The 23,751-nt window shown below is 71.5% G+C and carries 21 protein-coding genes and 2 tRNA genes; 12 read left to right on the forward strand and 11 right to left on the reverse strand.

What is annotated here, in order from left to right; translation table 11 throughout:
* Positions 1-140: 140 nt before the first annotated feature.
* From OHA98_RS00220 to OHA98_RS00245, 6 genes are all read left to right on the forward strand, one after another.
* Positions 141-1,142 carry an RNA polymerase sigma-70 factor gene (locus OHA98_RS00220; RefSeq protein ID WP_266922053.1) on the forward strand — a complete coding sequence of 334 codons (1,002 nt, stop codon included), beginning with the start codon at positions 141-143 and terminating at the stop codon, positions 1,140-1,142.
* Positions 1,143-1,573: 431 nt separating this feature from the next.
* Complete coding sequence (locus OHA98_RS00225; RefSeq protein WP_266922054.1) at positions 1,574-1,738, forward strand: hypothetical protein; 165 nt, start codon at positions 1,574-1,576, stop codon at positions 1,736-1,738.
* A 9-nt stretch (positions 1,739-1,747) separates the two neighbouring features.
* Positions 1,748-2,041, forward strand: a complete 294-nt coding sequence (locus OHA98_RS00230) for a Dabb family protein (RefSeq protein WP_266922055.1) — start codon at positions 1,748-1,750, stop codon at positions 2,039-2,041.
* A 187-nt stretch (positions 2,042-2,228) separates the two neighbouring features.
* Positions 2,229-3,089 carry an RNA polymerase sigma factor SigF gene (locus OHA98_RS00235; RefSeq protein ID WP_266922056.1) on the forward strand — a complete coding sequence of 287 codons (861 nt, stop codon included), beginning with the start codon at positions 2,229-2,231 and terminating at the stop codon, positions 3,087-3,089.
* Positions 3,090-3,323: 234 nt separating this feature from the next.
* A complete protein-coding gene (locus OHA98_RS00240; RefSeq protein WP_266922057.1) occupies positions 3,324-4,190 on the forward strand; it encodes an RNA polymerase sigma factor SigF in 867 nt (288 codons plus the stop codon).
* A gap of 57 nt (positions 4,191-4,247) precedes the next feature.
* Complete coding sequence (locus tag OHA98_RS00245; protein ID WP_266922058.1) at positions 4,248-5,060, forward strand: hypothetical protein; 813 nt, start codon at positions 4,248-4,250, stop codon at positions 5,058-5,060.
* A 54-nt stretch (positions 5,061-5,114) separates the two neighbouring features.
* On the opposite strand, the gene OHA98_RS00250 is transcribed toward OHA98_RS00245, so the two are convergent.
* The gene (locus tag OHA98_RS00250) at positions 5,115-5,330 is read right to left on the reverse strand and encodes a hypothetical protein (RefSeq protein ID WP_266922059.1); all 216 of its coding nucleotides are present in this window, start codon (positions 5,328-5,330) and stop codon (positions 5,115-5,117) included.
* Between the two features lie 456 nt (positions 5,331-5,786).
* On the opposite strand from OHA98_RS00250, the gene OHA98_RS00255 reads away from it, so the two are divergent.
* The 5 genes from OHA98_RS00255 (at position 5,787) to OHA98_RS00275 (ending at position 11,457) form a co-directional block, all read left to right on the forward strand.
* Complete coding sequence (locus OHA98_RS00255) at positions 5,787-6,299, forward strand: MarR family winged helix-turn-helix transcriptional regulator (RefSeq protein ID WP_266922060.1); 513 nt, start codon at positions 5,787-5,789, stop codon at positions 6,297-6,299.
* Between the two features lie 23 nt (positions 6,300-6,322).
* The gene (locus OHA98_RS00260) at positions 6,323-8,875 is read left to right on the forward strand and encodes an MFS transporter (protein WP_266922061.1); all 2,553 of its coding nucleotides are present in this window, start codon (positions 6,323-6,325) and stop codon (positions 8,873-8,875) included.
* Positions 8,876-9,088: 213 nt separating this feature from the next.
* Positions 9,089-9,904 carry a YceI family protein gene (locus OHA98_RS00265; RefSeq protein ID WP_266922062.1) on the forward strand — a complete coding sequence of 272 codons (816 nt, stop codon included), beginning with the start codon at positions 9,089-9,091 and terminating at the stop codon, positions 9,902-9,904.
* Between the two features lie 109 nt (positions 9,905-10,013).
* Positions 10,014-10,490 carry a PPOX class F420-dependent oxidoreductase gene (locus OHA98_RS00270; protein WP_266922063.1) on the forward strand — a complete coding sequence of 159 codons (477 nt, stop codon included), beginning with the start codon at positions 10,014-10,016 and terminating at the stop codon, positions 10,488-10,490.
* 7 nt (positions 10,491-10,497) lie between these two features.
* Positions 10,498-11,457, forward strand: a complete 960-nt coding sequence (locus OHA98_RS00275) for an NAD(P)-dependent oxidoreductase (RefSeq protein ID WP_266922064.1) — start codon at positions 10,498-10,500, stop codon at positions 11,455-11,457.
* A gap of 22 nt (positions 11,458-11,479) precedes the next feature.
* Here OHA98_RS00275 and OHA98_RS00280 read toward each other — a convergent pair whose 3' ends face one another.
* The 10 genes from OHA98_RS00280 to OHA98_RS00325 form a co-directional block, all read right to left on the reverse strand.
* A complete protein-coding gene (locus tag OHA98_RS00280; protein ID WP_266922065.1) occupies positions 11,480-12,364 on the reverse strand; it encodes a TetR/AcrR family transcriptional regulator in 885 nt (294 codons plus the stop codon).
* 91 nt (positions 12,365-12,455) lie between these two features.
* On the reverse strand, positions 12,456-14,093 hold the full coding sequence (locus OHA98_RS00285; RefSeq protein WP_266922066.1) for a DHA2 family efflux MFS transporter permease subunit: 1,638 nt from the start codon (positions 14,091-14,093) through the stop codon (positions 12,456-12,458).
* A gap of 194 nt (positions 14,094-14,287) precedes the next feature.
* Complete coding sequence (locus OHA98_RS00290) at positions 14,288-16,477, reverse strand: glycosyltransferase family 39 protein (protein WP_266922067.1); 2,190 nt, start codon at positions 16,475-16,477, stop codon at positions 14,288-14,290.
* On the reverse strand, positions 16,474-17,751 hold the full coding sequence (locus tag OHA98_RS00295; protein WP_266927614.1) for a bifunctional glycosyltransferase family 2/GtrA family protein: 1,278 nt from the start codon (positions 17,749-17,751) through the stop codon (positions 16,474-16,476). Before OHA98_RS00295 ends, OHA98_RS00290 begins: the two co-directional genes overlap by 4 nt.
* Positions 17,752-17,855: 104 nt before the next feature.
* Positions 17,856-19,538 carry a cell wall metabolism sensor histidine kinase WalK gene (locus OHA98_RS00300; RefSeq protein WP_266927615.1) on the reverse strand — a complete coding sequence of 561 codons (1,683 nt, stop codon included), beginning with the start codon at positions 19,536-19,538 and terminating at the stop codon, positions 17,856-17,858.
* Positions 19,539-19,698: 160 nt separating this feature from the next.
* The gene (locus OHA98_RS00305) at positions 19,699-20,445 is read right to left on the reverse strand and encodes a response regulator transcription factor (protein WP_266922068.1); all 747 of its coding nucleotides are present in this window, start codon (positions 20,443-20,445) and stop codon (positions 19,699-19,701) included.
* An 87-nt stretch (positions 20,446-20,532) separates the two neighbouring features.
* Complete coding sequence (locus tag OHA98_RS00310) at positions 20,533-21,405, reverse strand: amidohydrolase family protein (protein ID WP_266922069.1); 873 nt, start codon at positions 21,403-21,405, stop codon at positions 20,533-20,535.
* A gap of 44 nt (positions 21,406-21,449) precedes the next feature.
* Positions 21,450-22,424 carry a DUF2797 domain-containing protein gene (locus OHA98_RS00315; protein WP_266922070.1) on the reverse strand — a complete coding sequence of 325 codons (975 nt, stop codon included), beginning with the start codon at positions 22,422-22,424 and terminating at the stop codon, positions 21,450-21,452.
* 74 nt (positions 22,425-22,498) lie between these two features.
* A tRNA-Arg gene (locus OHA98_RS00320) sits at positions 22,499-22,571 on the reverse strand.
* Between the two features lie 226 nt (positions 22,572-22,797).
* Positions 22,798-22,888 (reverse strand) — tRNA-Ser (locus OHA98_RS00325).
* A gap of 278 nt (positions 22,889-23,166) precedes the next feature.
* On the opposite strand from OHA98_RS00325, the gene OHA98_RS00330 reads away from it, so the two are divergent.
* Positions 23,167-23,727: an SSI family serine proteinase inhibitor gene (locus tag OHA98_RS00330; protein WP_266922071.1), complete on the forward strand. Its 561-nt coding sequence runs from the start codon at positions 23,167-23,169 to the stop codon at positions 23,725-23,727.
* Positions 23,728-23,751: the final 24 nt, after the last annotated feature.

A 23,751-nucleotide genomic window follows, 5' to 3' on the forward strand; every position in this document is an offset into this window, starting at 1 on the left:
GAACACGAGATGCCGGCCGCCCGCTCCCTGTGACGGGGCGGCCGTGTGACGTGAGCCACCGCTCCCGGGTGTCACAGAACGGCGGTGCCCGGCGTCCTGTGCGCGTGGCAGCGTCGAGAGTGAACAGGCAGGAGCAGCCGGTGAAGAGCGAGCACGACGAGCACGACGAGAACGGCGGGAGCGCGGAGGACGGCGGGAGCGCGGAGAACGTGTCCGGGCCGCTCGCCGACGGCGGGAGCGCGGCTCCCGCGACGGAGACGACGGAGGCGACGGAGGCGACAGACGTGTTCGTCGCTCATCGGAATCTGCTGTTCACCGTTGCCTACGAGATGCTGGGCTCGGCCGCGGACGCGGAGGACGTGCTGCAGGAGACATGGCTGCGGTGGGCGGGGGTCGATCTCGGTACGGTGCGGGAGCCGCGTGCGTACCTGGTACGGATCACCACCCGGCAGGCGCTCACCCGGCTGCGTACCCTCAGCCGCCGCAAGGAGTCCTACGTCGGCTCCTGGCTCCCCGAGCCCCTGCTCACCACCCCCGACGTCGCCGACGACATCGAACTCGCCGACAGCGTCTCGATGGCCATGCTCCTCGTCCTCGAAACCCTCGCCCCCACCGAACGCGCCGTGTTCGTCCTGCGCGAGGTCTTCGACCTCGGATACGACGAGATCGCCGAAGCCGTCGACAAGACCCCCGCCGCCGTGCGCCAGATCGCCCACCGCGCACGCGCCCACGTCGCCGCACGCCGGCCACGCACGACCATCACCCCCACCGAGACCCGGGCCGCCCTCGACGCCTTCAAACAAGCCACCGAGACAGGCGATCTGCAACGCCTCCTCGACCTCCTCGCCCCCGACGTCGTCCTCATGGGTGACGGCGGCGGAATCAAACAGGCCGTCCTGCGGCCCATCGTGGGTGCCGACAAGGTCGCCCGTCTGCTGGCCGCCGGCATGGGCAGGATCACCGCGGCGGAGCTGCGGCCGGTACAGGTCAATGGCTACCCGGCGCTGGTTCTCCGGATCGACGGCGAGGTCGACACCGTCGTGTCGGTACGCATCGACGACGGTCTCATCACCGGCCTCTACGCCATGCGCAACCCCGAGAAGCTGTCACACATGCGGCGTGAGACCGCCCTGCGCCGCTGAACCGGCGAAGAGGGGGCGGCGGGGCGCACACGCGGGACCGGAGGACGGGTGCTCGGGCCACGTGGCGCTGCGCGGAACGGCCGAATGATCAGGCCCGGAGATTTAGGTCGGGGGAAGCGGCATCGGGGGGACAAGCCGCTTCCCCCGATGAGAACAGGCCCTACTGGTCCCCGCCGCAGTCAGGGGGAAGTCTCGCGGCGTGGACCCCACAGAGAGGTCCTGTTCCAGCCCCTCGGATTCCTGCCAGATCCGCTGGGCTCGTCACCCATCCTGCCCCTCCCCGGGGGTCGTCCCGGCGGGCAAAAGACCCCGACGGCCGGGCCATAGGTCCTTAAAGAGCGCATCAGTGATCGGAAACAACCACGGAATACGGCCAAGTGTGCGGATAGAATCGCCCGACTGCACACGGGATCGAAGGGGAGGCAGGGGCTGTGGTGCAAGCGAAGAAGATCGCGCTCTACATAGTGGTGGTCTTCGTGCTGTACACGATCATCACGTCCCCGGCCAGGGCCGCGGATCTCGTCCAGGTAGGGTTCGAAGGCGTTTCCAGCGCCGCCCAGGGCGTCGGCGACTTCATGTCCGAGCTGGTGAAGTAGGAGTACCCGATGATCCGCCACCTGGTCCTGTTCAAGCTGAACGACGGCGTCGAGCGGGACGATCCGCGGGTGGTCGCCGGGGAGCGGGCCTTCCGGGAGCTCGAAGGAGTGGTTCCGGAGCTGGAGTTCTGGGAGTGCGCGTGGAACATCACCGAACGGCCGATCGCGTACGACTTCGCCATCAACTCGGCGGTCGCCGACGAGGACGCCCTGAAGCGCTACATCGAGCACCCGGCCCATCAGGCCGCGGCCGGGCAATGGCGTGAATTCGCCACCTGGGTGATCGCCGACTACCCCTTCTGACGCACCGTCCGGCCCTCCGTTCCGCAGCCCCTCACCGCACAGGTGAGGGGTTTCTTGGTGTTTAAAACAAAACTGCCCCCAACACGGCTGTATGCGGTGCTTGCACACAGTGGACATGTCTTGTGATGCTATGACCGCTTTTGACGGATGAGTTGACCGCAGTTGACCGCAAAGGGGTGGCATCACCGTGCCGGCCAGTACAGCGCCTCAAGTGCCTCCCCAGAACGTCCCGAACGAGGACATCCAGACCGAGACCCCCGATCCCACCGCCCCGCCCGCCAGAACCCGGGGCGCGGACACCAGGGCCCTCACACAGGTGCTCTTCGGGCAGCTCAAGGACCTGGAACCGGGCACTCCGGAACACCGCAGGGTGCGCGCCGCGCTGATCGAGGCGAACCTGCCTCTGGTGCGGTACGCGGCCGCCCGCTTCCGGAGCCGCAACGAGCCGATGGAGGACGTCGTCCAGGTCGGCACCATCGGCCTGATCAACGCCATCGACCGGTTCGACCCGGAACGCGGTGTCCAGTTCCCGACCTTCGCGATGCCCACCGTGGTCGGCGAGATCAAACGTTACTTCCGGGACAACGTGAGGACCGTCCACGTCCCCCGCCGGCTCCACGAACTCTGGGTCCAGGTCACCGGTGCCACCGAGGACCTGACGACCGCTCATGGGCGTTCCCCCACCACGGGCGAGATCGCCGAACGGCTGAAGATCTCCGAGGACGAGGTGCTGGCCTGCATCGAGGCGGGGCGCTCGTACCACGCGACCTCCCTGGAGGCCGCCCAGGAGGGCGACGGGCTGCCAGGACTCCTCGACCGGCTCGGTTACGAGGACCCCGCACTGGCCGGCGTGGAGCACCGCGATCTCGTACGGCACCTCCTCGTCCAGCTGCCCGAGCGCGAGCAGCGCATCCTCCTGCTGCGCTACTACAGCAACTTGACCCAGTCTCAGATCAGCGCCGAGCTGGGCGTGTCCCAGATGCATGTGTCAAGACTTCTGGCGAGAAGCTTCGCCCGGCTCCGATCCGCAAATAGGATCGAGGCGTAGTCGGATCGGGTAGACCGCAGGGAGAGCGGTTCTGACGGTGTAAAAGCCCTACACCCCTTGTTATCTGCGCAGACACGGCGCTGACTTGTCGACTTGTCACTACAGCGCGTTGCCGACATGTGACATTCTGCTGGAACCGCGTTTGCCGCAGCCTCGCCTCCGGTATTCAGGTGGAGGCTGCGTTCCTCCGATGGTCGCGGTCACCGCGACCGTCCGCGACCTCAAGGGGGTGGCATGTCCGCAGAACAGGGCAGCTCGAAGGTGCTCACGCTCACGAAGAGCGTGTCGGCACCCGCCGTGCTCACCAGCTCGTCGGAAGCCATCGACACCCGTACTCTGTCCCGCTCCCTGTTCCTGCGGCTCGCCGCGCTGGGACCCGCACCGGGCCCCGAGGGAACGGACAGCCCGGAGCGGGCGTACGTGCGGGACACACTCATCGAGCTCAACCTCCCGCTGGTGCGGTACGCCGCGGCGCGGTTCCGGAGCCGCAACGAGCCGATGGAGGACATCGTCCAGGTCGGCACGATCGGCCTGATCAAGGCGATCGACCGGTTCGACTGCGAACGGGGCGTGGAGTTCCCGACCTTCGCGATGCCCACCGTCGTCGGGGAGATCAAGCGGTTCTTCCGCGACACCTCCTGGTCGGTACGGGTGCCCCGTCGCCTCCAGGAGCTGCGGCTCGCCCTCACCAAGACCAGCGACGAGCTCTCCCAGAAGCTCGACCGCTCGCCGACCGTGCCGGAGCTGGCCAAGGCGCTCGGGGTCTCCGAGGAGGACGTGGTCGACGGCCTGGCTGTCGGCAACGCGTACACCGCCTCCTCGCTGGACTCCCCCTCGCCCGAGGACGACGGCGGCGAGGGCTCGCTCGCCGACCGCCTGGGGTACGAGGACGCGGCGCTGGAAGGCGTCGAGTACCGCGAGTCCCTGAAGCCGCTGCTGGCCAAACTCGCCCCGCGCGAACGCCAGATCATCATGCTGCGTTTCTTCGCCAACATGACCCAGTCGCAGATCGGCGAGGAGGTCGGCATCTCGCAGATGCACGTCTCCCGACTGCTCACACGCACACTCGCCCAGCTCAGGGAAGGGCTGATCGCCGACTGACCCGGTGCGGTGTGCACAAGGGTTCAAAATTGACGGACCGTCAGCCACACTGGCGCGATGCGACGTCAGACAATCGGCTCGACCGGCCGCCGGGGCACCGTGATCGCCGCCTCGGCGGCCGTGCTGTGTCTGGGCGGCACCCTGGCCGCCTGCGCGGGCGGTGCGGGCGACGGTGACGGCTACGCGGCCGTGGGAGCCGCCGCAGGCCCTGAGAGGACGCCCGAGGGCGCGGGAGCCCCTTCTGGGCGGGTGACGCTGATCCCGCTGGACGAGGCCGGGGGCGGCGGACCGGAGAGCGGCGGAAAGGGCGCCGGGAGCACCGGGGGCACCGCGGAGGGCGCCGGAAGCGGTCCCTCCGGCCGCACGGGCGCGGCGGGCGGCGGCTCGGGGGGAGCAGCCGGTCCCGGAGGTCCGGACGCGCCCCCAGGGGCATCCGGCGGGCCCGGAACACCCGGTTCCACGCCGACGACGGGCGGCGGCGCAGGCGGCGGCACGGGAGGCGGCGCCTCGCCCGGCGCGCCGTCCACCACGCCAAGCCCGCCCGGCACACCCACTCCGCCCACTCCGGCGGTGCTGAAGATCGGCACCCCTGAGCGCACCCCGGCCGACAAGCGCTGGTGCGAGAACGTGAGCGTGGAGTTCCGTAATACCGGCGGCTCACCGGCGCGCTCGGGCACCGTCACCTTCGCCACGCACATCATCGGCGCGCTGGGGGTCGACTGGGCGACGATCGAGTCGACGCAGCCGCTGCCCGCGCCGGTCGACGCGGGAGCGGTGCGGAAGAAGACGTACACCGTCTGTGTGGACGCCTGGCGGGTTCCCCTGGGGATGCGTGTCGAGACCCAGGACGTCACCGCCGTATGGAAGTGAGACACCCGCGTGTGCGCGGGTGCCCCGGTGCGGAACCGGCCGGGCGGCGGAAGGTCAGTTGAGCGCGAGCCAGGCGACCGCGCCGAGAACGACGACGACCGCGACGACCGCCGCGATCACCCCGGCCTTCGGCCCGGACGAGGTCGCCGCCGGCTGCTGCCGGCGCTGCGGCTCGCCCTCGTCGACAAAGGCGCGGAACATCTGCGTGCTGCCCGCCGGGTCGTGATTGCCCTCGGGGCCCTGCTGAGGGGCGTGGGGGTTGTGTGCCATGGGGCAGGACCCTAGCGAACTCGGACGTACGGCCCAACCCCCGGGGCCCACAGGGAGGGTGACCCACCGGTACACATCACCTCTTTACGTCCGGCCGGGGTGCCCCCTCGCCATGCATGGCGGGATGCCTCCGGTGACGCAGAGCCGGGGTGCCTCCGCTCGCGTACGGCGGCACGCCTTCGCCCACGTACAGGAGGACACCTCCCCTCACGTACGGAGCAGGGTGCCCCACCGGCCGCCCCCGGGGCCCTCCGCGGCCGGGCGGTACGGCGTCGGCGTGACGCGGGGCACAGTCGGTGCGGGTGTGCCGCGGGCCGCCGTCACCCTTGACCGGGACCCTACGGAGGCTTTTGCCTTCCTTTACTTCTGCAAGCCCATTTTCGTTTGCCTGCGGCAACCAACGAATCTATGGTTGCCCTAAGCAACAAGATGTCGGTGAGTCTGTCTGGGGGTCCCGTGGCCAAGCGGAGCCAGTACGAAGAACTGGCCCGGCAGCTCAGCGCCGTCGGAGCCGTCAAGCGCGGACTCGCCCGGATTCTTCCCTCCGAGTGTCCCGGTGGCTCCGCCGCCGTGCTGGCGCTCCTGGCTCAGCACGGCGAGATGCGCATCAGCAGACTCGCCGAGCTGCTGGCTGTGGACATGTCGGTGACCAGTCGTCATGTCGCCCATGTGGCAGAGCACGGCTGGATCGAACGGTCTCACGACCCTGCGGACAAGCGGTCCCGCATCCTGCGGCTGACCCCCGCCGGCAACGAGCAGCTCGACGAGCTGACCCGGCGGACCACCGAAATGTTCGCCCGCAATCTTCAGGACTGGTCCGACGAAGAAGTCGGACAGCTCAACTCGCTGTTGGCCCGGCTGCGCGACAGCTTCGCCTGTCGCGGCTCCGGCGGATGCGCCCCCGGGACACACACCGGTGACTGCCGCACCCGGCCCTCCGACGACGCGCACACCCGTACACCTGTGTAACAGAAGCAAAGAGAAGGAACTCCATGGCTACGACCACACCAACCGGTGTGCGGGGCGGCCACGCCAAGCACGGCGGCGCCGACGCCGCCGACGGCACGCCGATGACACACCGGCAGATCATGGAAGCGCTGACCGGGCTCCTGCTCGGCATGTTCGTCGCGATCCTGTCGTCGACGGTCGTCTCCAACGCCCTGCCGGAAATCATCTCCGACCTCGGCGGCGGCCAGAGCGCATACACCTGGGTCGTCACGGCCTCGCTCCTGTCCATGACCGCCACCACTCCCCTGTGGGGCAAGCTGTCCGACCTGTTCAGCAAGAAGCTGCTGGTCCAGATATCCCTGGTCATCTACGTCGCGGGCTCGGTCGTGGCCGGCATGTCGACCAGCAGCGGCATGCTCATCGCCTGCCGTGTCGTGCAGGGCATCGGCGTCGGCGGCCTCTCCGCCCTCGCCCAGATCGTGATGGCCGCGATGATCGCCCCGCGTGAGCGCGGGCGCTACAGCGGTTACCTCGGCGCCGTCTTCGCCGTCGCCACCGTCGGCGGCCCGCTCCTCGGCGGTGTCATCACCGACACCAGCTGGATGGGCTGGCGCTGGTGCTTCTACGTGGGTGTGCCGTTCGCGGTCATCGCTCTGATCGTGCTCCAGAAGACCCTGAAGCTCCCGGTCGTCAAGCGCGAGGTCAAGGTCGACTGGTCGGGCGCGTTCTTCATCAGCGCCGCCGTCTCGCTGCTGCTGCTCTGGGTGACCTTCGCGGGCGACAAGTACGACTGGGTCTCCTGGCAGACGTACACGATGCTCGGCGGCACCGTCGTCCTCGTCGGCCTCTTCCTGCTCATCGAGTCCAAGGCCAGCGAGCCGATCATCCCGCTGCGCCTCTTCCGCAACCGCACGATCACGCTGGCCTCGGTGGCCTCGCTGTTCGTCGGTATCGCGATGTTCGCGGGCACCGTCTTCTTCAGCCAGTACTTCCAGCTGGCGCGCGGCAAGTCGCCGACGATGTCCGGCGTCATGACGATCCCGATGATCGCGGGTCTGTTCCTCTCCTCGACCGTCTCGGGCCAGGTCATCACCAAGACGGGCCGCTGGAAGGCCTGGCTGGTCAGCGGTGGCTTCCTGGTCACCGCCGGTCTCGGGATGCTCGGCACCATCCGGTACGACACCGAGTACTGGCACATCGCCGTCTACATGTTCGTCATGGGTCTCGGCATCGGCATGATGATGCAGAACCTGGTCCTCGCCACTCAGAACCAGGTCGCCCCCAGCGACCTCGGCGCGGCCAGCTCCGTCGTCACCTTCTTCCGTTCGCTCGGTGGCGCCATCGGTGTCTCGGCGCTCGGTGCCGTCATGGCGAACCGCGTCACCCACTACGTCAAGGACGGCCTCGCGGACCTCGGTCCCGAAGGTGCCGCCATGGGCCACGGCGGCACCGGCGGCGGGGGCATCCCCGACCTGGACGCTCTGCCCGGCCCGATGCGTACGGTCGTCGAGGCCGCGTACGGCCACGGCGTCGGCGACGTCTTCCTCTACGCCGCTCCGGCCGCGCTCATCGCCTTCATCGTGACGATCTTCATCAAGGAGGTCGCGCTGAAGACGAGCGCCGCGAACGACGCCCCGGCCACGGCCCAGTCCTCCGCGCCGGTGCCCGCCCGGTCCTCCGCCCCGGTCCCGGCTCCGGTCCCCGCCCACGCCCTGGTCGGGGCAGACGCTCCGGCGCCGGCCACGGCCTCGGCTACGGCACCGGCCCCGGCGCCCCTCGCCGGTACGGGTCCGGCGGCGGGCTCGCCCGAGGCTCCCACGGCCACCGTTCAGGGCATTGCGGTGCGCGGTGTGGTGCGCGGCGCCGAGGACGCACCGGTCGCCCGCGCCGCCGTCACCCTGATCTCGCTGGACGGCCGGCAGCTCGGCCGCTCCGTCGCCCGCGCCGACGGCGGCTACACCCTGGACGCGCCGGGCTCCGGCAGTTACGTCCTGATCGCGTCCGCCGACGGTTTCCAGCCGCAGGCGACCACCGTGGTCGTCGGCGAGGAGCCGCTGGCCTTCGACATCCTGCTGGTCGGTACGAGCGGCCTCGCCGGAACCGTCAGGGCCGCCGAGTCCGGTACGCCGGTCGAGAGCGCCATGGTCATCGTGACCGACGTGCGCGGCGACGTGCTGGCCACCGGCACGTCCGGCGGGACGGGCGAGTTCGCGTTCGGCGAGCTGGTTCCCGGTGCGGTGACCGTCGCGGTCAACGCCGCGGGCTTCCGCCCGCTCGCCCTGCCGGTGGAGATCGGCGGCCAGGGTGTCACCCGGGTCGACGCCGCCCTCCGGGCCGGTGCGCTGGTCCAGGGTGTCGTACGGGCCGGTGCCGCACGGGCCCCGCTGCCCGACGCACGGGTCACGCTGATCGACGCGGCGGGCAACGTGGTCGCCACCTCGACGACCGGCCAGGACGGGGCGTACGCCTTCGCCGACCTGGACGCGGGCGAGTACTCGGTCATCGCGACCGGCTACCCGCCGGTGGCCGGCTCGCTGACCGTGGCCGGTCACGGGGTCGACGGCCACGACATCGAGCTCGCCCACCCCGGCGAGTGAACCGGTGGCCCGCGGCGACGCGGGCACCCCGGGATCAGAGGTAACCCGGGTGACAAGACCCCTGGCGGTACGGCACTCCCAGCGGAGAGGCTGTCCCGGCCGGTGGAAATGGGCCCCGGCGGTGGGGACGGCAGGCAGGGGACGGCCTGCCGCCCCCGCCCCGGGGCCCGACTCATTGACCCACCGGGTCAAGAAGCAAGGAGAGAAAACGGGATGGCACTTCGCGCACAGGTACGGACGCGGGACGGCTGGGCGGTCCAGCACGCGATCGTCACGGTCACCGACATGACCGGCACCCAGGTGCTGCGGGCCGCCGCCGACGAGAACGGTGCCGTCCGTACCGACGGCACCCTGCCGGCCGGCGCGTACACGGTGATCGTCACCGCGGTCGGGTACGCCCCCGCCGCCTCCACCGCACTCGTCACGGCCAGTGGCCTGATCTCCGGCGGGCAGATCGTGCTGGCCCGGCAGGGCGGCGTGGAGCTTCCGCCGCCGGGCGCCTGGTCGCTGGACCCGGCGCACTGCTCGGTGGCCGCGGTGGCCCAGCACCTGGGGTTCTCCAGCGTGCACGGCCGGTTCACCGAGTTCGGCGGCCGGATCGAGATCGCCGAGGACGTCTCCCGGTCCCGGGTGGACGCCGTCATCGGTGCGGCCAGCATCGAGACGGGCAACGGCATGCGGGACAAGCACCTGCGCTCGCCCGACTTCCTGGACGTGGACCGGTTCCCGGAGATCACCTACCGCTCCAGCGGGCTGTCCCCGGCGGGGCCCGACCGCTGGACCGTGCACGGCGAACTGTCGATGCACGGCGTCGCGCGGGCCATCGACCTGGACCTCAGCTACCTGGGCACCGGCCCCGACCCGTGGGGCGGGGTACGCGCGGCCTTCCACGCCACGGCCGAACTGCGCCGCGACGACTTCGCCATGAACTACAACCAGGTGGTGCAGGCGGGGATCTCGGCGATCGGAACGACGCTGCGCGTGGAGCTGGACATCCAGGCCGTACAGGGCGAGGTCCTGCCGTCGTAGAACGCCGCCACGGCGGGAGGCGGCCCCGCGTCGCGGGGACCGCCGCCGCGGGGGACCGCATCCGGCCGGGGCCGCCGCCGGCCGGGGCCGCCGCCGTAGGGTTGGCCCCATGGCACCCGCACCCGACATCGCGACCAACACCGCCGTGGAACTCGACGAGTTGCTGGCCTTCGTACGGCCCAGGCACCGGGCGGTCCTGCTGACCACCCGGTCCGACGGCCGCCCCCAGGGATCCCCGCTGACCTGCGGCGTCGACGACGCGGGCCGGATCGTCATGTCGACCTACCCCGAACGGGCCAAGACCCGCAACGCGAAGCGGGACGACCGGGTCAGCGTGATCGTCCTGTCGGACGAGTGGAACGGGCCATGGGTGCAGATCGACGGCTCGGCCGAGGTGATCGACTCACCGGAATCGGTCGAGCCGCTCGTCGAGTACTTCCGGAACATCTCCGGTGAGCACCCCGACTGGGACGAGTACCGGGCGGCGATGGTGAAGCAGGGCAAGTCGATCATCCGGGTCACCCCGGAGCGCTGGAGTCCGATCGCCACGGGCGGCTTCCCCGCCCGTCTCGCCCCGGGAAACTGACGCTCGCGTGGCTGTTCCTCCCGGTGGCGTCCCGGATCCGGACCTGCTCGCGCGGGCCCGGCTCCTCACCGCGCCGTCCCTCGGCGCCTCCCTGGTACGCGAGGTGGAACGGATCACCGGGCGCCGCGCGGAGCCGATGGGCAGTGCCCCGCCGGACGGTCCCCATCTCTGTGTCGGCGCCTCGCTGCCGGACGCCTGGCGCACCGGACGTCTGGTGTGGTTCCACAGCGTCAACGCGGGGACGGACGCGCTGCTCGCCGCCGGCCCCTGGCCCGCCGGGGCACTGCTGACCCGGACGGTCGGGCGGATGGGCGAGCGGATCGCCCAGTACGTGCTGGCCTGGATCCTCGCCGAGTGCCAGTCCGTACCCGAGTTCGCGGCGCAGCACGCGCGGGCCGAGTGGCGTCGTCTGCCGTCCGAACTCGCCGCCGGGCAGACGGCCCTGATCTACGGGACCGGCCGGATCGGTGCGGCCGTCGCCGGGCTGCTGCACGGGTGCGGAATCCGGACGGTGGGCGTGGCCCGTACCGCGCGCGCCGTCCCGCCGCCGGGTTTCGACCGGGTGATCGGGACCGGCGGGGACACCGGCGCACTCGCCACCGCGCGGTGGGTGGTGTCCGCCCTGCCGCTGACCGGGGCGACGGCAGGGTTCTTCGGAGCGAACCGGTTCGCGGCCGTGCGGGGGGCCACGTTCGTCAATGTGGGCCGGGGCGCGACGGTGGACATGGGGGCGATGGAGGCCGCGCTGCGGGACGGCTCGGTGCGGCGGGCGGTGCTCGACGTGCTGCCCGAGGAGCCGGCCGCGCCCGGGGACCGGTGCTGGCGGCTGCCCCGTACGGTGATCACCTCGCACTCCGCGGGGATCACCGCCGACGAGGACGTGGCCACGGACTTCGGCACCTGCTGGAGCGACGTCCGCGAGGGCCGCGTACCCCGCCTGGCCGTGGACGTGGGCCGGGGGTACTGAGAAGCGCCTCCGGGCGGGGAGGTCACGGGGATGCCGTCGCCGCGTCCGCGTCCGTATCCACCGCCACGTTCCTGTCCACCGCCACGTCCGTGCCCGTGCCCCTGCCCGTGCCCGCGCCCTTACCCGCGTCGGCGCCGGCCTCGGCGCGGTCGCGGTCGCGCATCGCCTCGATGCCCGCGATCAGCATGTCCATCGCGAACGCATAGTCCAGTTCCCGCATGTCCGCGACCGTGTCGCCGCCGCGGGCGTCCATCAGATCCTGCGAGTGGGTGACGATCTTCCTCAGATCCGGCTGGGCCCGGACAGTGCCCATGGCCTGCTGGTAGTAGGCGTCCTCGGTGAGCCCGGCACCCCTGGCCCGCTCGACGAAGTGGCCTTCGATGGTGCCGAACCCGTGCACGAACTGGAAGACGGCCGACAGCGCGCCGGACTGGTGCTTGAGGGGCAGGCCGGTGGCCCGGATGACGTCCTGGACGGCGTACGAGAAGAGCATGGCGTGCGGGCCGATGTTGAGGAAGTGGCCCGCCAGTGGGGACAGCCAGATGTGGCGGACGATCAGTTCGCGGTAGCTGCGTGCCAGCGCACGCAGCCGGTCGCGCCAGTCGCCGTCCTCGGACGGGCGCCCGATCTCGGCGTAGACCAGGTCCATGGCCAGCTCCAGCAGGTCGTCCTTGGTGTCGACGTACCAGTAGAGGGACATCGCGGTGACGTCCAGTTCGGCGGCCAGCCTGCGCATGGAGAACTTGGCCAGGCCCTCGGCGTCCAGCAGCCGGATGGTCGCCGCGGTGATCTTGTCCCGGTCCAGGCCCGCCGGGGAGTCGGTCCTGCGGGCGCGCGAGGTGTCCCGTTGGTCCAGCCATACGCTGGTCCTCGCGGGGTTGTTCGCACGATCGGCCGCGGACACCATGGCGCACTCTCCTCGTCTTGCCGGCGGAACGAGCCGGTGGCGGAGGCATGAACCGGAAAGTGAACGTCCGGTCCATGCGTCCCATCCGATGCTATGCCGCCGGCCCGGTCGAGTCTGCCTGGGCGGATACCTCCCGGTCAGCACCGGTACCGGAAGCGGCACCGGAACCGGAACCGGAGGCAGGACCCGAGGCGAAACCGGAACCGGAAGCTGAACCCGCTCCCGCGCCCGCGCGCGCCGCTTCGGCACGTTCGGCCCGGCGCAGCAGGTACGCGGCGGTCAGTCCGCCGATCAGCACCGCCGCGGCACCGACCAGCTGGCTGGTCTCCAGACCCGAGGCGAAGGCGTCCCTGATGCTCTGCGCCTCCGACTCGCTGTCGGCGGCGGCGAGCGCGGCGGGCAGCGAGGCCGCGCCGACGGCGGCGGGCACGAGAGCGGCGAACCGGGAGTTGAGCACGGCGCCGAGAACCGCAACCCCGAGCCCGTTGCCGAACTCGCCGAGGGTGCCGTTGACCCCGGCGCCCACCCCCGCCTTCTCCGGTGGGATGGCGCTCATGATGGCGTTCGCCATCGCTGGCATGGCGAACGAGATGCCCGCCCCCATCACGACCAGGCCGAGCAGCATGCCCGCGTAGTCATGGCCGCCGAGCAGGGCGATCGCCGCGAGGCCGGCCGCAAGGCAGGTCATCCCGGCGGCGATGGTGAGCGGCGTCCCCAGCTTGGGTACGAGCCGGGCGCCCACGCCGGCGAGGTTGAGGATGACGACGGTGATCGCGAGCGGAGCCGTACGGAGACCGGCTTCCAGGGGCTCGTACCCGAGCACGAACTGAAGGTGCTGCGTGAGCAGGAAGAGCGATCCGCTCATCCCGAAGGCGACCAGGATCGAACCGCCGACCGCGCCGATGAACCTCTGGTTCCGGAAGAAGTGCATGTCGAGCATCGGGTTCGGGATGTGCAGCTCCCACAGGACGAACCCGGCGAGGACGGCGGCCCCGATGGACGCGGTCAGCAGCACCTGGCCGGAGGCCCAGCCGTGTTCCGGCCCGGAGATGATCGCGTACACGACCGCGGTCATCCCGATGGTGGAGAGCACCGCGCCCAGCAGGTCGGGGCGGTCGCCCTGGGAGTTCTTGGACTCCGGTACGAGACGGACGACGGCGATCAGACCGATCACCGCGACCGGGATGTTCACGAGGAAGATCGCGCCCCACCAGTAGTGGTCGAGCATGAACCCGCCGAGGAGCGGGCCGACCGCGAAGCCGAGCGAGCTGACGGTCGCCCAGAGACCGATGGCCTTCACCCGCTCGCTGTCGTCGAAGATCTGGACAATGACGGCGAGGGTGGTGGTGATCAGCAGCGCACCGCCGATCCCCATCCCGGCACGGGCCGCGATGAGCTGCCCGGAGGACTGCGAGAGCCCGGCCGCCAGCGAACCGATCCCGAACAGGGCGAGACCCGCGACCAGCATCTTCTTGCGCCCGTAGCGGTCGGCCGAGCTGCCCGCGGTGAGCAGCAGACCCGACTGCACGAGCGAATAGGCGTTGATCATCCACTGCACATCGGCCGTGGAGGCGTCCAGTTCCGTGGTGAGGGAGGGGATCGCGACGTTCAGAACGGTGTTGTCGAGCAGCACGGTGAGCTGGGCGAGGCAGATGACGCCGAGGATCAGCCAGCGCTGCGGGTGGCCCCGGGGGGCAAGGTCTTTGGGCTCGGCGGCGGTTGCCGTCATGCGGGCTCCTTGGGCTCCAGCGCGACTTGTACAGCGTATGGGAGGGACGTCATACACCGTATGGGATGCCCTGTACGCCGTACAACTCGATTTCGCGTGAGCGCGCCGGGCCGGCGGGGAGCGCCTGACCCGGAACCGATAGGTCCGGCTCCGGGTCAGGTCGTGGGAGGGGGCAGGTTGTGCCGTGGGCCGGGTCAGGTGGCGGGCTCGGTCAGGTCGTAGAAGGTGGCGCTGCCGACGGTGACCTCCTTGAAGTTCTCCGTCACCCATGAGGAGATCTGCGAGGACGTCCCGGCGCCGCCCATACCGCCGCCACCCATACCGCCGCCTCCGCCACCTCCCGAGATGAAGTAGTGGATCCTGCCGTCCGTCACGTACTTCTTGAACTGTGCGAGCGTCGGGGAGGGGTCACTGCCGTTGAACCCGCCGATCGCCATCACCGGGTCCCCGGTGGCGAGTTGATAGCTCGCGGCGTTCTGGGATCCGATGGCGGCGGCCGACCAGGTGTAGGCGTCGGCGCTCTTCTCCAGGAGTTTCCTGGCCTCGGCGCTGACGGACGCACCGTTCAGCAGCCCACCCATGCCACCGCCGCCCATGCCGTCCATGCCGCCCGGACCGGCCGGGCCGCCCTCGCCCATGGCCCCGGGCGGGGTGCCGGCAACAGTGCCCTGACGACTGTTGCCCTGGTTCTGGCCCTGTCCCTGGTTCTGGCCCGGACCGCCGCCGGTCGGTGGCTGTCCCACACCGCCACCCCGCTGGTTCGGCTGTCCCGGAGGCTGCGTACCGCCGCGCATTCCACCGCCGTCGCCCCGGGCACCGCCGCCACCGGGACCGCCCCGGCCGCCTCCGCCCGGCCCGCCGAAACCGCTCGCGCCCGACGGTCCCGCCGTGACGATCGACCCCTGGTGCCCGGTGTTCAGCGTGCTGACCGTGTACGCGGCCGGCCCGGCCAGCGACGCGACGGAGCTCAGCGCCACCGCGGCCAGCGCGAGCCGGCGCCCGGCCCGTCCGGCGAGCAGCAGCCCGGCCGCACCCACCAGGCCGGCGGTCAGGACGGCCCACCGCAGCCAGGGCAGATGGTCCGGGGTGCGCCCCAGCAGGACGTACGACCAGATCACCGTGACGGCGACGGTGGCGGCGAGCCCGCCGCGCGCCCACCACCTGGACCGTTCCTCCCACAGGACCGTGGCGCCCATGCCGACGAGAGCGGCGATGTACGGCGCCAGCGCCACCGTGTAGTACTGGTGGAAGATCCCCGCCATGAAGCTGAAGACGACCGCGGTCATGAGCAGCGATCCGCCCCAGGCGAGGAAGGCCGCACGGGCCGTGTCCGTCCGCTTCGCCTTCCAGGTCAGCCAGACACCCGCGGCCAGCAGGATCAGCGCGGCGGGCAGCAGCCACGAGATCTGGCCGCCGATCTCGGAGTTGAACATCCGGCCGATGCCGGTCTCCCCCCAGCCGCCGCCCTGGCCGCCGCCCTGGCCGCCGCCTCCGACGCCGCCTCCGACGCCTCCGACGCTGCCGGTCTCCTCGCCGTTGATCCGGCCGAGACCGTTGTAGCCGAAGGTGAGTTCCAGGAACGAGTTGTTCTGGGAGCCACCGACGTACGGTCGCGAGGAGGCGGGCCACAGCTCGACGATCGCCACCCACCAGCCGCCCGCGACGACCACCGTGAGGGCGGACAGGGCGAGTTGGCCGAGCCTTGCGCGTACGGAACCGGGCGCGAACACCGCGTACAGCACCGCCAGCGGCGGCAGGACCAGGAAGGCCTGCAGGGTCTTCGTCAGGAACGCGAGCCCGACGGCGGCCCCCGCCCGGACGAGCCACTTCGTGCTGCCGTTCTCCATCGCCCGCAGGACGCAGCAGACGGTGACGGTCATCAGGAGCGCGAGCAGGGCATCCGGGTTGTTGAAGCGGAACATCAGCGCGGCGACCGGGGTCAGTGCGAAGACCACCATGGCGGTCAGCCCGGCGGCAGCGCCGAAACGGCGTCGTACGGCGGCGTACAGCACGGCGGCCGTGGCCACGCCCATCAGCACCTGCGGGACGAGGATCGCCCAGGAAGTGAGTCCGAAGAGACGCACGGACAGGGCCATCGGCCAGAGGGTCGCCGGGGGTTTGTCGACGGTGATGGCGTTGGCGGCGTCCAGCGAGCCGAAGAAGAACGCCTTCCAGCTCTGGCTGCCGGCCTGAACGGCGGCGGAGTAGAAGGAATTGGCGTAGCCGGAGGCGCTGAGATTCCACAGGTACGCCAGCCCCACGAGAAGCAGCAGACCGAGGAACGCGGGCTTCACCCAGCGGGCGTCGGCGGCCACCGGAGGGCTCGGTGCGGACGGCGGCGCGGGGAGCGGTGGGGGAACCGGCGGGGTGGTGCTCGTGGTCATCGGGTGTTCCTCATGTCATCCGTACGCGGGTCGGCGCGCCGGTCCGGGAAGACCCAGGCGCGGAAGAGCAGGAAGCGCAGCACCGTCGCCGCGAGGTTGGCCGCGATCAGCACGGCGAGTTCCGTGCCGTGCGAGGGCGAGCCGGTGGCCGCCCCCAGCGCGGCGAGCGAGCCGCTGGTCAGCGCGAGGCCGATGGCGAAGACCACGAGCCCCTGCGCCTGATGGCGTACGGCGCCGCCCCGGCCGCGTACGCCGAAGGTGAGCCTCCGGTTGGCCGCCGTATTGGCGACGGCGGCCACCAGCAGCGCGCCGCCGTTGGCGGTCTGCGGGCCGAGACCCACCCGGAACAGCGAGTACAGGGCGAGGTAGAAGAGTGTGGACAGGACGCCCACGACGCAGAACCCGACCAGTTGGCGGGCCAGTCCGCCCGGCACCCCGGGCAGTGCGCGGTCGCGCGGGTCGTCCCCGAAGGGCCGGGCGAGCCGGTCCAACGGCAACGCGCCGACGGCCAGCGCCCGCCCCACCCGCCACACGCCCTTCAGGTCCTCGGTCGCCGTCCGCACGATGTGGACGCTGGAGTCGGGGTCGTCGACCCAGTCGACCGGCACCTCGTGGATGCGCAGCCCGGCCCGCTCCGCGAGCACCAGCATCTCGGTGTCGAAGAACCATCCGGTGTCCTCGACCATCGGCAGCAGCCGTTCGGCGACCTCGCGCCGTACGGCCTTGAATCCGCACTGGGCGTCGCTGAAGCGGGCTGCCAGCGACGAGCGCAGGATGAGGTTGTAGGCCCGCGAGATGAACTCCCGCCTCGACCCGCGCACCACCCGCGAACCGCACGCCAGCCGCGAACCGATGGCCAGGTCGGAGTGGCCCGAGATCAGGGGGGCGACCAGCGGGAGCAGCGCGTTGAGGTCGGTGGAGAGGTCGACGTCCATGTAGGCGAGGACCGGGGAGTCGGAGTGCGACCACACGGTACGCAGCGCCCGGCCGCGCCCCTTCTCCTCCAGCCGGTACGACCGCACCTCCGGGAGGGCCGCGGCGAGGGCCGCCGCCACCTGGGGCGTGCGGTCGGTGCTCGCGTTGTCCGCGACGGTGATACGGAAGCGGTACGGGAAGGTGCGGGCCAGATGGTCGTGCAGGCGCAGGACGCAGGGTTCGAGGTCCTGCTCCTCGTTGTGGACGGGGACCACGACGTCGAGCACGGGGACACCGGCCGCATCAGCCTCGCCGGCCTCGCCGGCCTCGCCGGCCAGGAGATGCTCTCTCGCCGGCAGGCTGCCGGTGCCTCTGCCGATACTGCCGCTGTTGCCGCTACTACTGCTGCTGCTGCTCCGGAGGCTGTCGGTTCGCATGTCATCGACAGTCGCCAACCGCCCTGTCACACCGGTGTGCTGAGCCTGTGCCCATCCTGTGAGTCACCGGCTCCGGACCGCGTGCCCGCTCCGTCGCCCGGTCCCGCGTCCGCCGGGCCGGCCGGCAGCTCGACGGCGAAGACCGTGCGCCCCGGCTCCGAACGCACCCCCACCCGCCCGCCGTGCGCGGCCACGACGGCCCGCACGATGGCGAGCCCCAGCCCGGTGGAACCCGCGCCGCGCGAGCGGGACGCGTCGCCCCGGGCGAAGCGTTCGAAGACGTGCGGCAGCAGCTCGGCCGGGATACCGGGACCGTCGTCCCGGACCTCCAGCGTCACCCGGGGCCGTTCGGCGGAGGCCGCCAGCACCCGGACGGTGACGGTGGTCCCGGGCGGGGTGTGCGTACGGGCGTTCGCCAAGAGGTTGACTAGCACCTGCTGCATACGGGTCGGATCGGCCCGTACGGCCGTGGGAGCGTCCGGCAGCTCCAACCGCCATTGATGCCCGGCCCCGCCCCCCTGCCCGGCGCCCCCTGCCTCACGTGCCTCGTCCGCCATGCGCACCCCGTTCACCTCACGCGCCCTGTCCGCCACGCGCGCATCGCTGACCGCGTCGACGACGAGCGGCAGCAGATCGGTGCTCTCATAACTGAGCGGCCGCCCGGCGTCGAGCCGTGCCAGCAGCAGGAGATCCTCCACCATCCCCGTCATCCGCCGCGCCTCGGACTCGATCCGCCCCAGCGCGTGGCGGGTGTCGGGGCCGGTGTCCTCGCGGCCCCGCCGGGTCAGCTCGGCGTACCCGCGGATCGAGGCCAGCGGGGTGCGCAGCTCATGGCTGGCGTCGGCGACGAACTGCCGTACCCGTGTCTCGCTCTCCTGCCGCACCGCCAGCGCCGAACCGACGTGCCCCAGCATCCGGTTGAGCGCGGCGCCCACCTGCCCGACCTCGGTACGGGGGTCGGCCTCGGTGTCCGGGACCCGGTCGAACAGGGCCACCTCGCCGCTGTGCAGGGGGAGTTCGGAGACCCGGGTCGCGGTGGCGGCGACCCGGCGCAGCGGTCGCAGGGCGACCCCGACCATGGCGGCGCCCGCGATCCCGGCGGCGATGAGCCCGGCGGCGGTGACGCAGACCTCGACGAGAATCAGGGTGGTGAGGGCGCGGCTCACCTCGTCGCCGGGTATGCCGACCAGGACGGTGTGCCCGTCCGAGGTGGCGACGGCCTCCACCCGGTACGCGCCGAGGCCGGGCAGATCGATGCCGCGCGCCTCCCCGCCGGCGCCGGGCCCGGCGCTGTCCGTCCCGTCCGGCAGCCCGTCCATGAGCCCATCGGCCAGCGCGTTCTCCAGCGCGGCCCGCTGGGCGCCGGTCAGCGGCTCGGCGCTCTCCTGGGCGCGCTGACCACTGTCCTCGACCACCTTCGAATCGGTGACGGTCCCATCGACGATCACGGCCCCGAAGGTGCCGAAGGGCTGGCCGCCCCCGCCGATGAAGCCCAGCGTCCGGGTGCCGCGCGGACCGGCGGGAAGCGGCGCGGGGCCGGGCGGCCGCTCCGCGCGTACGGCGATGGAGTGCAGCTGCTCGTCGAGCTTGCCGTACATGTAGCTGCGGAAGGCGATGGCGGTGACGGAGCCGATGACGGCGGCGACGACCGCGATGAGGGAGACGGCCGACACCACGAGCCGGGTCCGCAGCGTCCACGGCCTCCGCACGGCACGGCCGACCGGCCGCACACGTCTCCGCACGGCACCACCGACCGGCCGCACACGTCTCCGCACGGCACCACCGACCGGCCGCACACGTCTCCGCACGGCACCACCGACCGGCCGCGCACGTCTCCGCGGAACACCGCCCGCCCACCGCGCCCGTCCACTACTCACCGGGCTTGATGAGATACCCCGCCCCGCGCCGGGTGTGGATCATCGGCGTCCGTCCGGCATCGATCTTCTTGCGCAGATACGAGATGTAGAGCTCGACGACGTTGGCCTGGCCGCCGAAGTCGTAGTTCCACACCCGGTCCAGGATCTGGGCCTTGCTGAGCACCCGGCGCGGATTGCGCATCAGGAAGCGCAGCAGCTCGAACTCGGTGGCCGTGAGGTGGATCGAGTCCCCGCCCCGGCTCACCTCGTGGCTGTCCTCGTCCAGCAGCAGATCGCCGACGGTGAGCGTCGACTCGGCGCGTACGGTCGCCGCCGCCGTGCCCGACCTCCGGATCAGCCCGCGCAGCCGCGCCACGACCTCCTCCAGGCTGAACGGCTTGGTCACGTAGTCGTCGCCGCCCGCGGTGAGCCCCGCGATCCGGTCCTCCACCGCGTCCCGGGCGGTCAGGAAGAGGACCGGGACGTCGGAGTACTCCCGCCGCAGCCGGCCGAGGACGGACAGGCCGTCCATGTCGGGGAGCATCACATCGAGCACCACCGCGTCGGGGCGGAAATCGCGTGCCGTGCGTACGGCCCCGGCACCGTCCCCGGCGCTGCGCACGTCCCAGCCCTCGTAACGCAGGGCCATGGAGAGCAGCTCGGCGAGCGGCGCCTCGTCGTCCACGACCAGTACGCGCACGGGGCTGCGGTCCGGCCTGAGCAGTTCGGTACGCCCCTGGGGCGAGGTCGTCGTCGTCATGACCCCACCCTGTGAGGCGCGTCTGAGAGACGCCTGACCCGTTCCTGTGAATTCCCTGAGAAGCCCCGCCGGTATCCGCGCGCGGTCTCAGCCGAACAACGCGCTCGCGTTCCCGTGGCACACGCCCCGCAGCCACGCGTCCCCCAGGTCCAGCCGCTCCAGTGCGTGCAGCTGATGGACGTACGGATAGGGGATGTTCGGGAAGTCGGTCCCCAGCAGGACGCGGTCGCCGAGGTCCGCGAGCCGCGCCCGCTCCGCCGGCGGGAAGGGCGTGAAACCCTCGGTGAAGTCGGTGAACGCCATCGTCGTGTCGAGCCGCACCTCCGGGTACGCCGCGGCCAGCGCCAGGAACTCCGCGTACTCCGGCATCCCCATGTGCGCCACCACGAGCCGCAGCCGGGGGTGCCGTGCCAGCAGTCGGCCGATCGGCTCGGGTCCGGTGTACGCCCCCGGGGCGGGCCCGGACCCGCAGTGCATGACCACCGGGACCCCGGCCTCGGCCAGCAGCCCCCAGACGGGTTCCAGGAGCGGGTCGTTCGCGTCGTACGCACCGACCTGGAGGTGCGACTTGAAGACCCGGGCCCCCGCCTCCACGGCCTCCCTCACATACGTCTCCACGCCCTCCTCGGGGAAGAAGGTGGCGGTGTGCAGGCAGTCGGGCACCCGCGCGGCGAAGTCCGCGGCCCAGCCGTTCAGCCAGCGGGCCATCCCCGCCTTGTGCGGATAGAGCATCGAGGTGAACCGGAGGACACCGAACGACCGCAGCAGGGCGAGCCGTTCGTCCTCGTCGTGCCGGTAGGTGATCGGCCACTCCATGCCGGTCAGCGGCCCGGCGGAGTCGAAGTACGCCCACACCTTGCGCAGCACCCGCTCCGGCATGAAGTGCGTATGGACGTCGATGATCCCGGGGAGCCCGAGCCGCTCCCAGAAAGCCACGACCTCGTCCCGTTCCTGCCCCACGCGCGCACTCCCTCGCCCTTCACCGGCCGCGGACCGGCCTGCCTTCAGAACAACCCACCCTGCACGCCGCCGCCCGTAATGTCGATGAGTGGGACACGTACTTCGCTTCCCACGAGGCGCTCCGGGTCCGCCGAAGCCGCAGAAGTCAACGAGCCCGCCGTGGAAGTCGAGGCCCCTGAGGCCCCCGGAGCCGCCGGAGCCGCCGGAGCCGCCACGAGATCCCAGCCGGTGATCAGCCGGGTGTCCAGCACCACCACCCCGCCGGCGCCCGCCCCGGCCGGCGCCAGATGCAGATCGGGTCCGGCCGCCGCGACGAGCCGCCCCGCGACGACACCGCCGTCCACCAGCGCGCTCACGGCCCTGACCGCCGCCGGCGCCCCCTCCAGCCCGAACACCCCCACCTGGTCGACCGCCTCGAACGGCAGCCGCTCCAACGACTCCGGCCAGCCGCCGCCCTCCAGCGCGACCGCCCGCCCGTACAGCTCCGCCACCTCGGCGGCCCGCTCCGCCGCCCCCGGCAGGGCCCCGCGCACGGCGCGCTTCCTCGCGTACGGAATCCGGTCCGGCACCCCCAGCGCGGCCCGCAGCAACTCCTCGGTACGCCGCGCCGCCATCAACGGCCCGCGCCCCAGCCAGCTGAACACCACGGCCCCCTGCTCCCGCAGCCGCGCCGCCCCCCGCTCCTCCCCGGTGATCCCGACCTTGACCATCCCGGGCCCGAACCACGCGAGATAGACGCGGTACGTGCGCGGGTCATCGGCGATCGTGTCCGCGGCCACCGAATGCGCCCGGTCCAGCCGCGCGCACTCCGCGCACCGCGCACCGGTACTCCGCGCCGGCACCACCGCCCCCACCGGACACACGTTCCCCCGTGCGCCCACGCAGTACCGCTCCCCCACCGCACGGAACCCGAGCTCCGCCCCGTACACGAGCACACTCACCCGCCGGGCGTCCCCTCTGCGCCACCCCAGCTCGGGACTCTCCCCCGGCCACCGCAGCCCGGTGCACAGCCACCCCATGAGCCGATACCTGCCCTCCACGGATCAAACGCGAGAGGCCCCCAGGATTTCTCCTGGGGGCCTCTCGCCTGCTGTGCACTCGGCAGGATTCGAACCTGCAACCTTCTGATCCGTAGTCAGATGCTCTATCCGTTAAGCTACGAGTGCTTGGCGTTCCGGGCTTTTCTGCCTGGTCGGCGTTGCGAGAACAACATTACATGACCTGTGCCGTGACGCGAAATCCATTAGCCATACCGCCTCCGACCTGCGAAAACGCTGTTTCGAGGCGGATCTCGGCCACCTTCTCGCGCGCTTGCGCCCCCTGCGCCACTGGGGCGACGGCCCGAGGACGACCGAAGCCCCGTGCCGGTGGCACGGGGCTTCGGTGTTCGAGCGGAGGCGGAGGGATTTGAACCCTCGATGGGCTTTAAAACCCAAACCGCATTAGCAGTGCGGCGCCATAGACCGGACTAGGCGACGCCTCCAGCACACCCCGCGCGGACGCGAGTGGTGCGTGCAGATGATGACACAGACGAGCGCGCTGTCACCAATCGCCGCCCACGGTACTAGGCATGCGGGTGCCAGGGCAAAGCATCTTCCCCGCACCGGTGCGCAACGTCGGGGCCCGCGGCGCGTTAGAGGAGACGGGGTCACGGCCGCCGACGGCTGTCCGCCGTCCACCGCCGCCCTCCACCGAGTCCGTCGAGTCCACCAAGCCCGTCGAGTCCGTCGAGTCCGTCGTGTCAGAGCACAGGAGCCCCGCATGCTGCGTCGTCTCACCCTCACCGCCGCCATTTCCCTCGCCTCCCTCGCCGCGCTGTCCGCCGGCGCTCCCGCCGCGACAGCCGCGGGGCCGCTGTCCATGCCGATCCCGCCGCTGCCGGTGTTCCACGACCTCGGGGACGGGCTGGGGAACGGGCTGGGCGGTGGCCTGGGCAACGGGCAGGGTGCCGGGGCCGGGCTCGGCCGCTGGCTGGACGGGGCCGGTGCCGCGGAGCCGACCCGGCTGACCGTGACGGTCTCGGAGTCCGGCGACCGGGCGGCCGACGGGGTCTTCGAGCTCCAGTGCGCGCCGACCGGGGGCAGCCACCCGCAGCGTCAGCAGGCCTGCGACCGGCTGACGCAGGCGGCGGGGGCGGACGAGGAGCTGTTCGCGCCGACACCAGCGGACGCGATGTGCACCCAGATGGACGGCGGGCCCGCCGCCGCGCGTGTCGTCGGGACCTGGCGCGGACGCCACATCGACACGACGGTGAGCCGGAGCAACGGCTGCGAGATCTCGCGCTGGAACAGGCTCGTTCCACTGCTGCCGACGGTCAAGTAGCCGCCCCGGCCCGGCCCGCCGCCC

The sequence above is a fragment of the Streptomyces sp. NBC_00654 genome (genome assembly GCF_026341775.1).
Classification (GTDB): Bacteria; Actinomycetota; Actinomycetes; order Streptomycetales; family Streptomycetaceae; genus Streptomyces.

Excerpts from the sequence above, each read along its gene's own strand:
- OHA98_RS00285 (WP_266922066.1), bottom strand. The coding sequence starts at position 14,093 with ATGACGGCAACCGCCGCCGAGCCCAAAGACCTTGCCCCCCGGGGCCAC.
- OHA98_RS00330 (WP_266922071.1), top strand. The coding sequence starts at position 23,167 with ATGCTGCGTCGTCTCACCCTCACCGCCGCCATTTCCCTCGCCTCCCTC.
- OHA98_RS00315 (WP_266922070.1), bottom strand. The coding sequence starts at position 22,424 with ATGGGGTGGCTGTGCACCGGGCTGCGGTGGCCGGGGGAGAGTCCCGAG.
- OHA98_RS00240 (WP_266922057.1), top strand. The coding sequence starts at position 3,324 with ATGTCCGCAGAACAGGGCAGCTCGAAGGTGCTCACGCTCACGAAGAGC.
- OHA98_RS00280 (WP_266922065.1), bottom strand. The coding sequence starts at position 12,364 with ATGGTGTCCGCGGCCGATCGTGCGAACAACCCCGCGAGGACCAGCGTA.
- OHA98_RS00265 (WP_266922062.1), top strand. The coding sequence starts at position 9,089 with ATGGCACTTCGCGCACAGGTACGGACGCGGGACGGCTGGGCGGTCCAG.
- OHA98_RS00290 (WP_266922067.1), bottom strand. The coding sequence starts at position 16,477 with ATGACCACGAGCACCACCCCGCCGGTTCCCCCACCGCTCCCCGCGCCG.
- OHA98_RS00245 (WP_266922058.1), top strand. The coding sequence starts at position 4,248 with ATGCGACGTCAGACAATCGGCTCGACCGGCCGCCGGGGCACCGTGATC.
- OHA98_RS00270 (WP_266922063.1), top strand. The coding sequence starts at position 10,014 with ATGGCACCCGCACCCGACATCGCGACCAACACCGCCGTGGAACTCGAC.
- OHA98_RS00260 (WP_266922061.1), top strand. The coding sequence starts at position 6,323 with ATGGCTACGACCACACCAACCGGTGTGCGGGGCGGCCACGCCAAGCAC.
- OHA98_RS00305 (WP_266922068.1), bottom strand. The coding sequence starts at position 20,445 with ATGACGACGACGACCTCGCCCCAGGGGCGTACCGAACTGCTCAGGCCG.
- OHA98_RS00230 (WP_266922055.1), top strand. The coding sequence starts at position 1,748 with ATGATCCGCCACCTGGTCCTGTTCAAGCTGAACGACGGCGTCGAGCGG.
- OHA98_RS00250 (WP_266922059.1), bottom strand. The coding sequence starts at position 5,330 with ATGGCACACAACCCCCACGCCCCTCAGCAGGGCCCCGAGGGCAATCAC.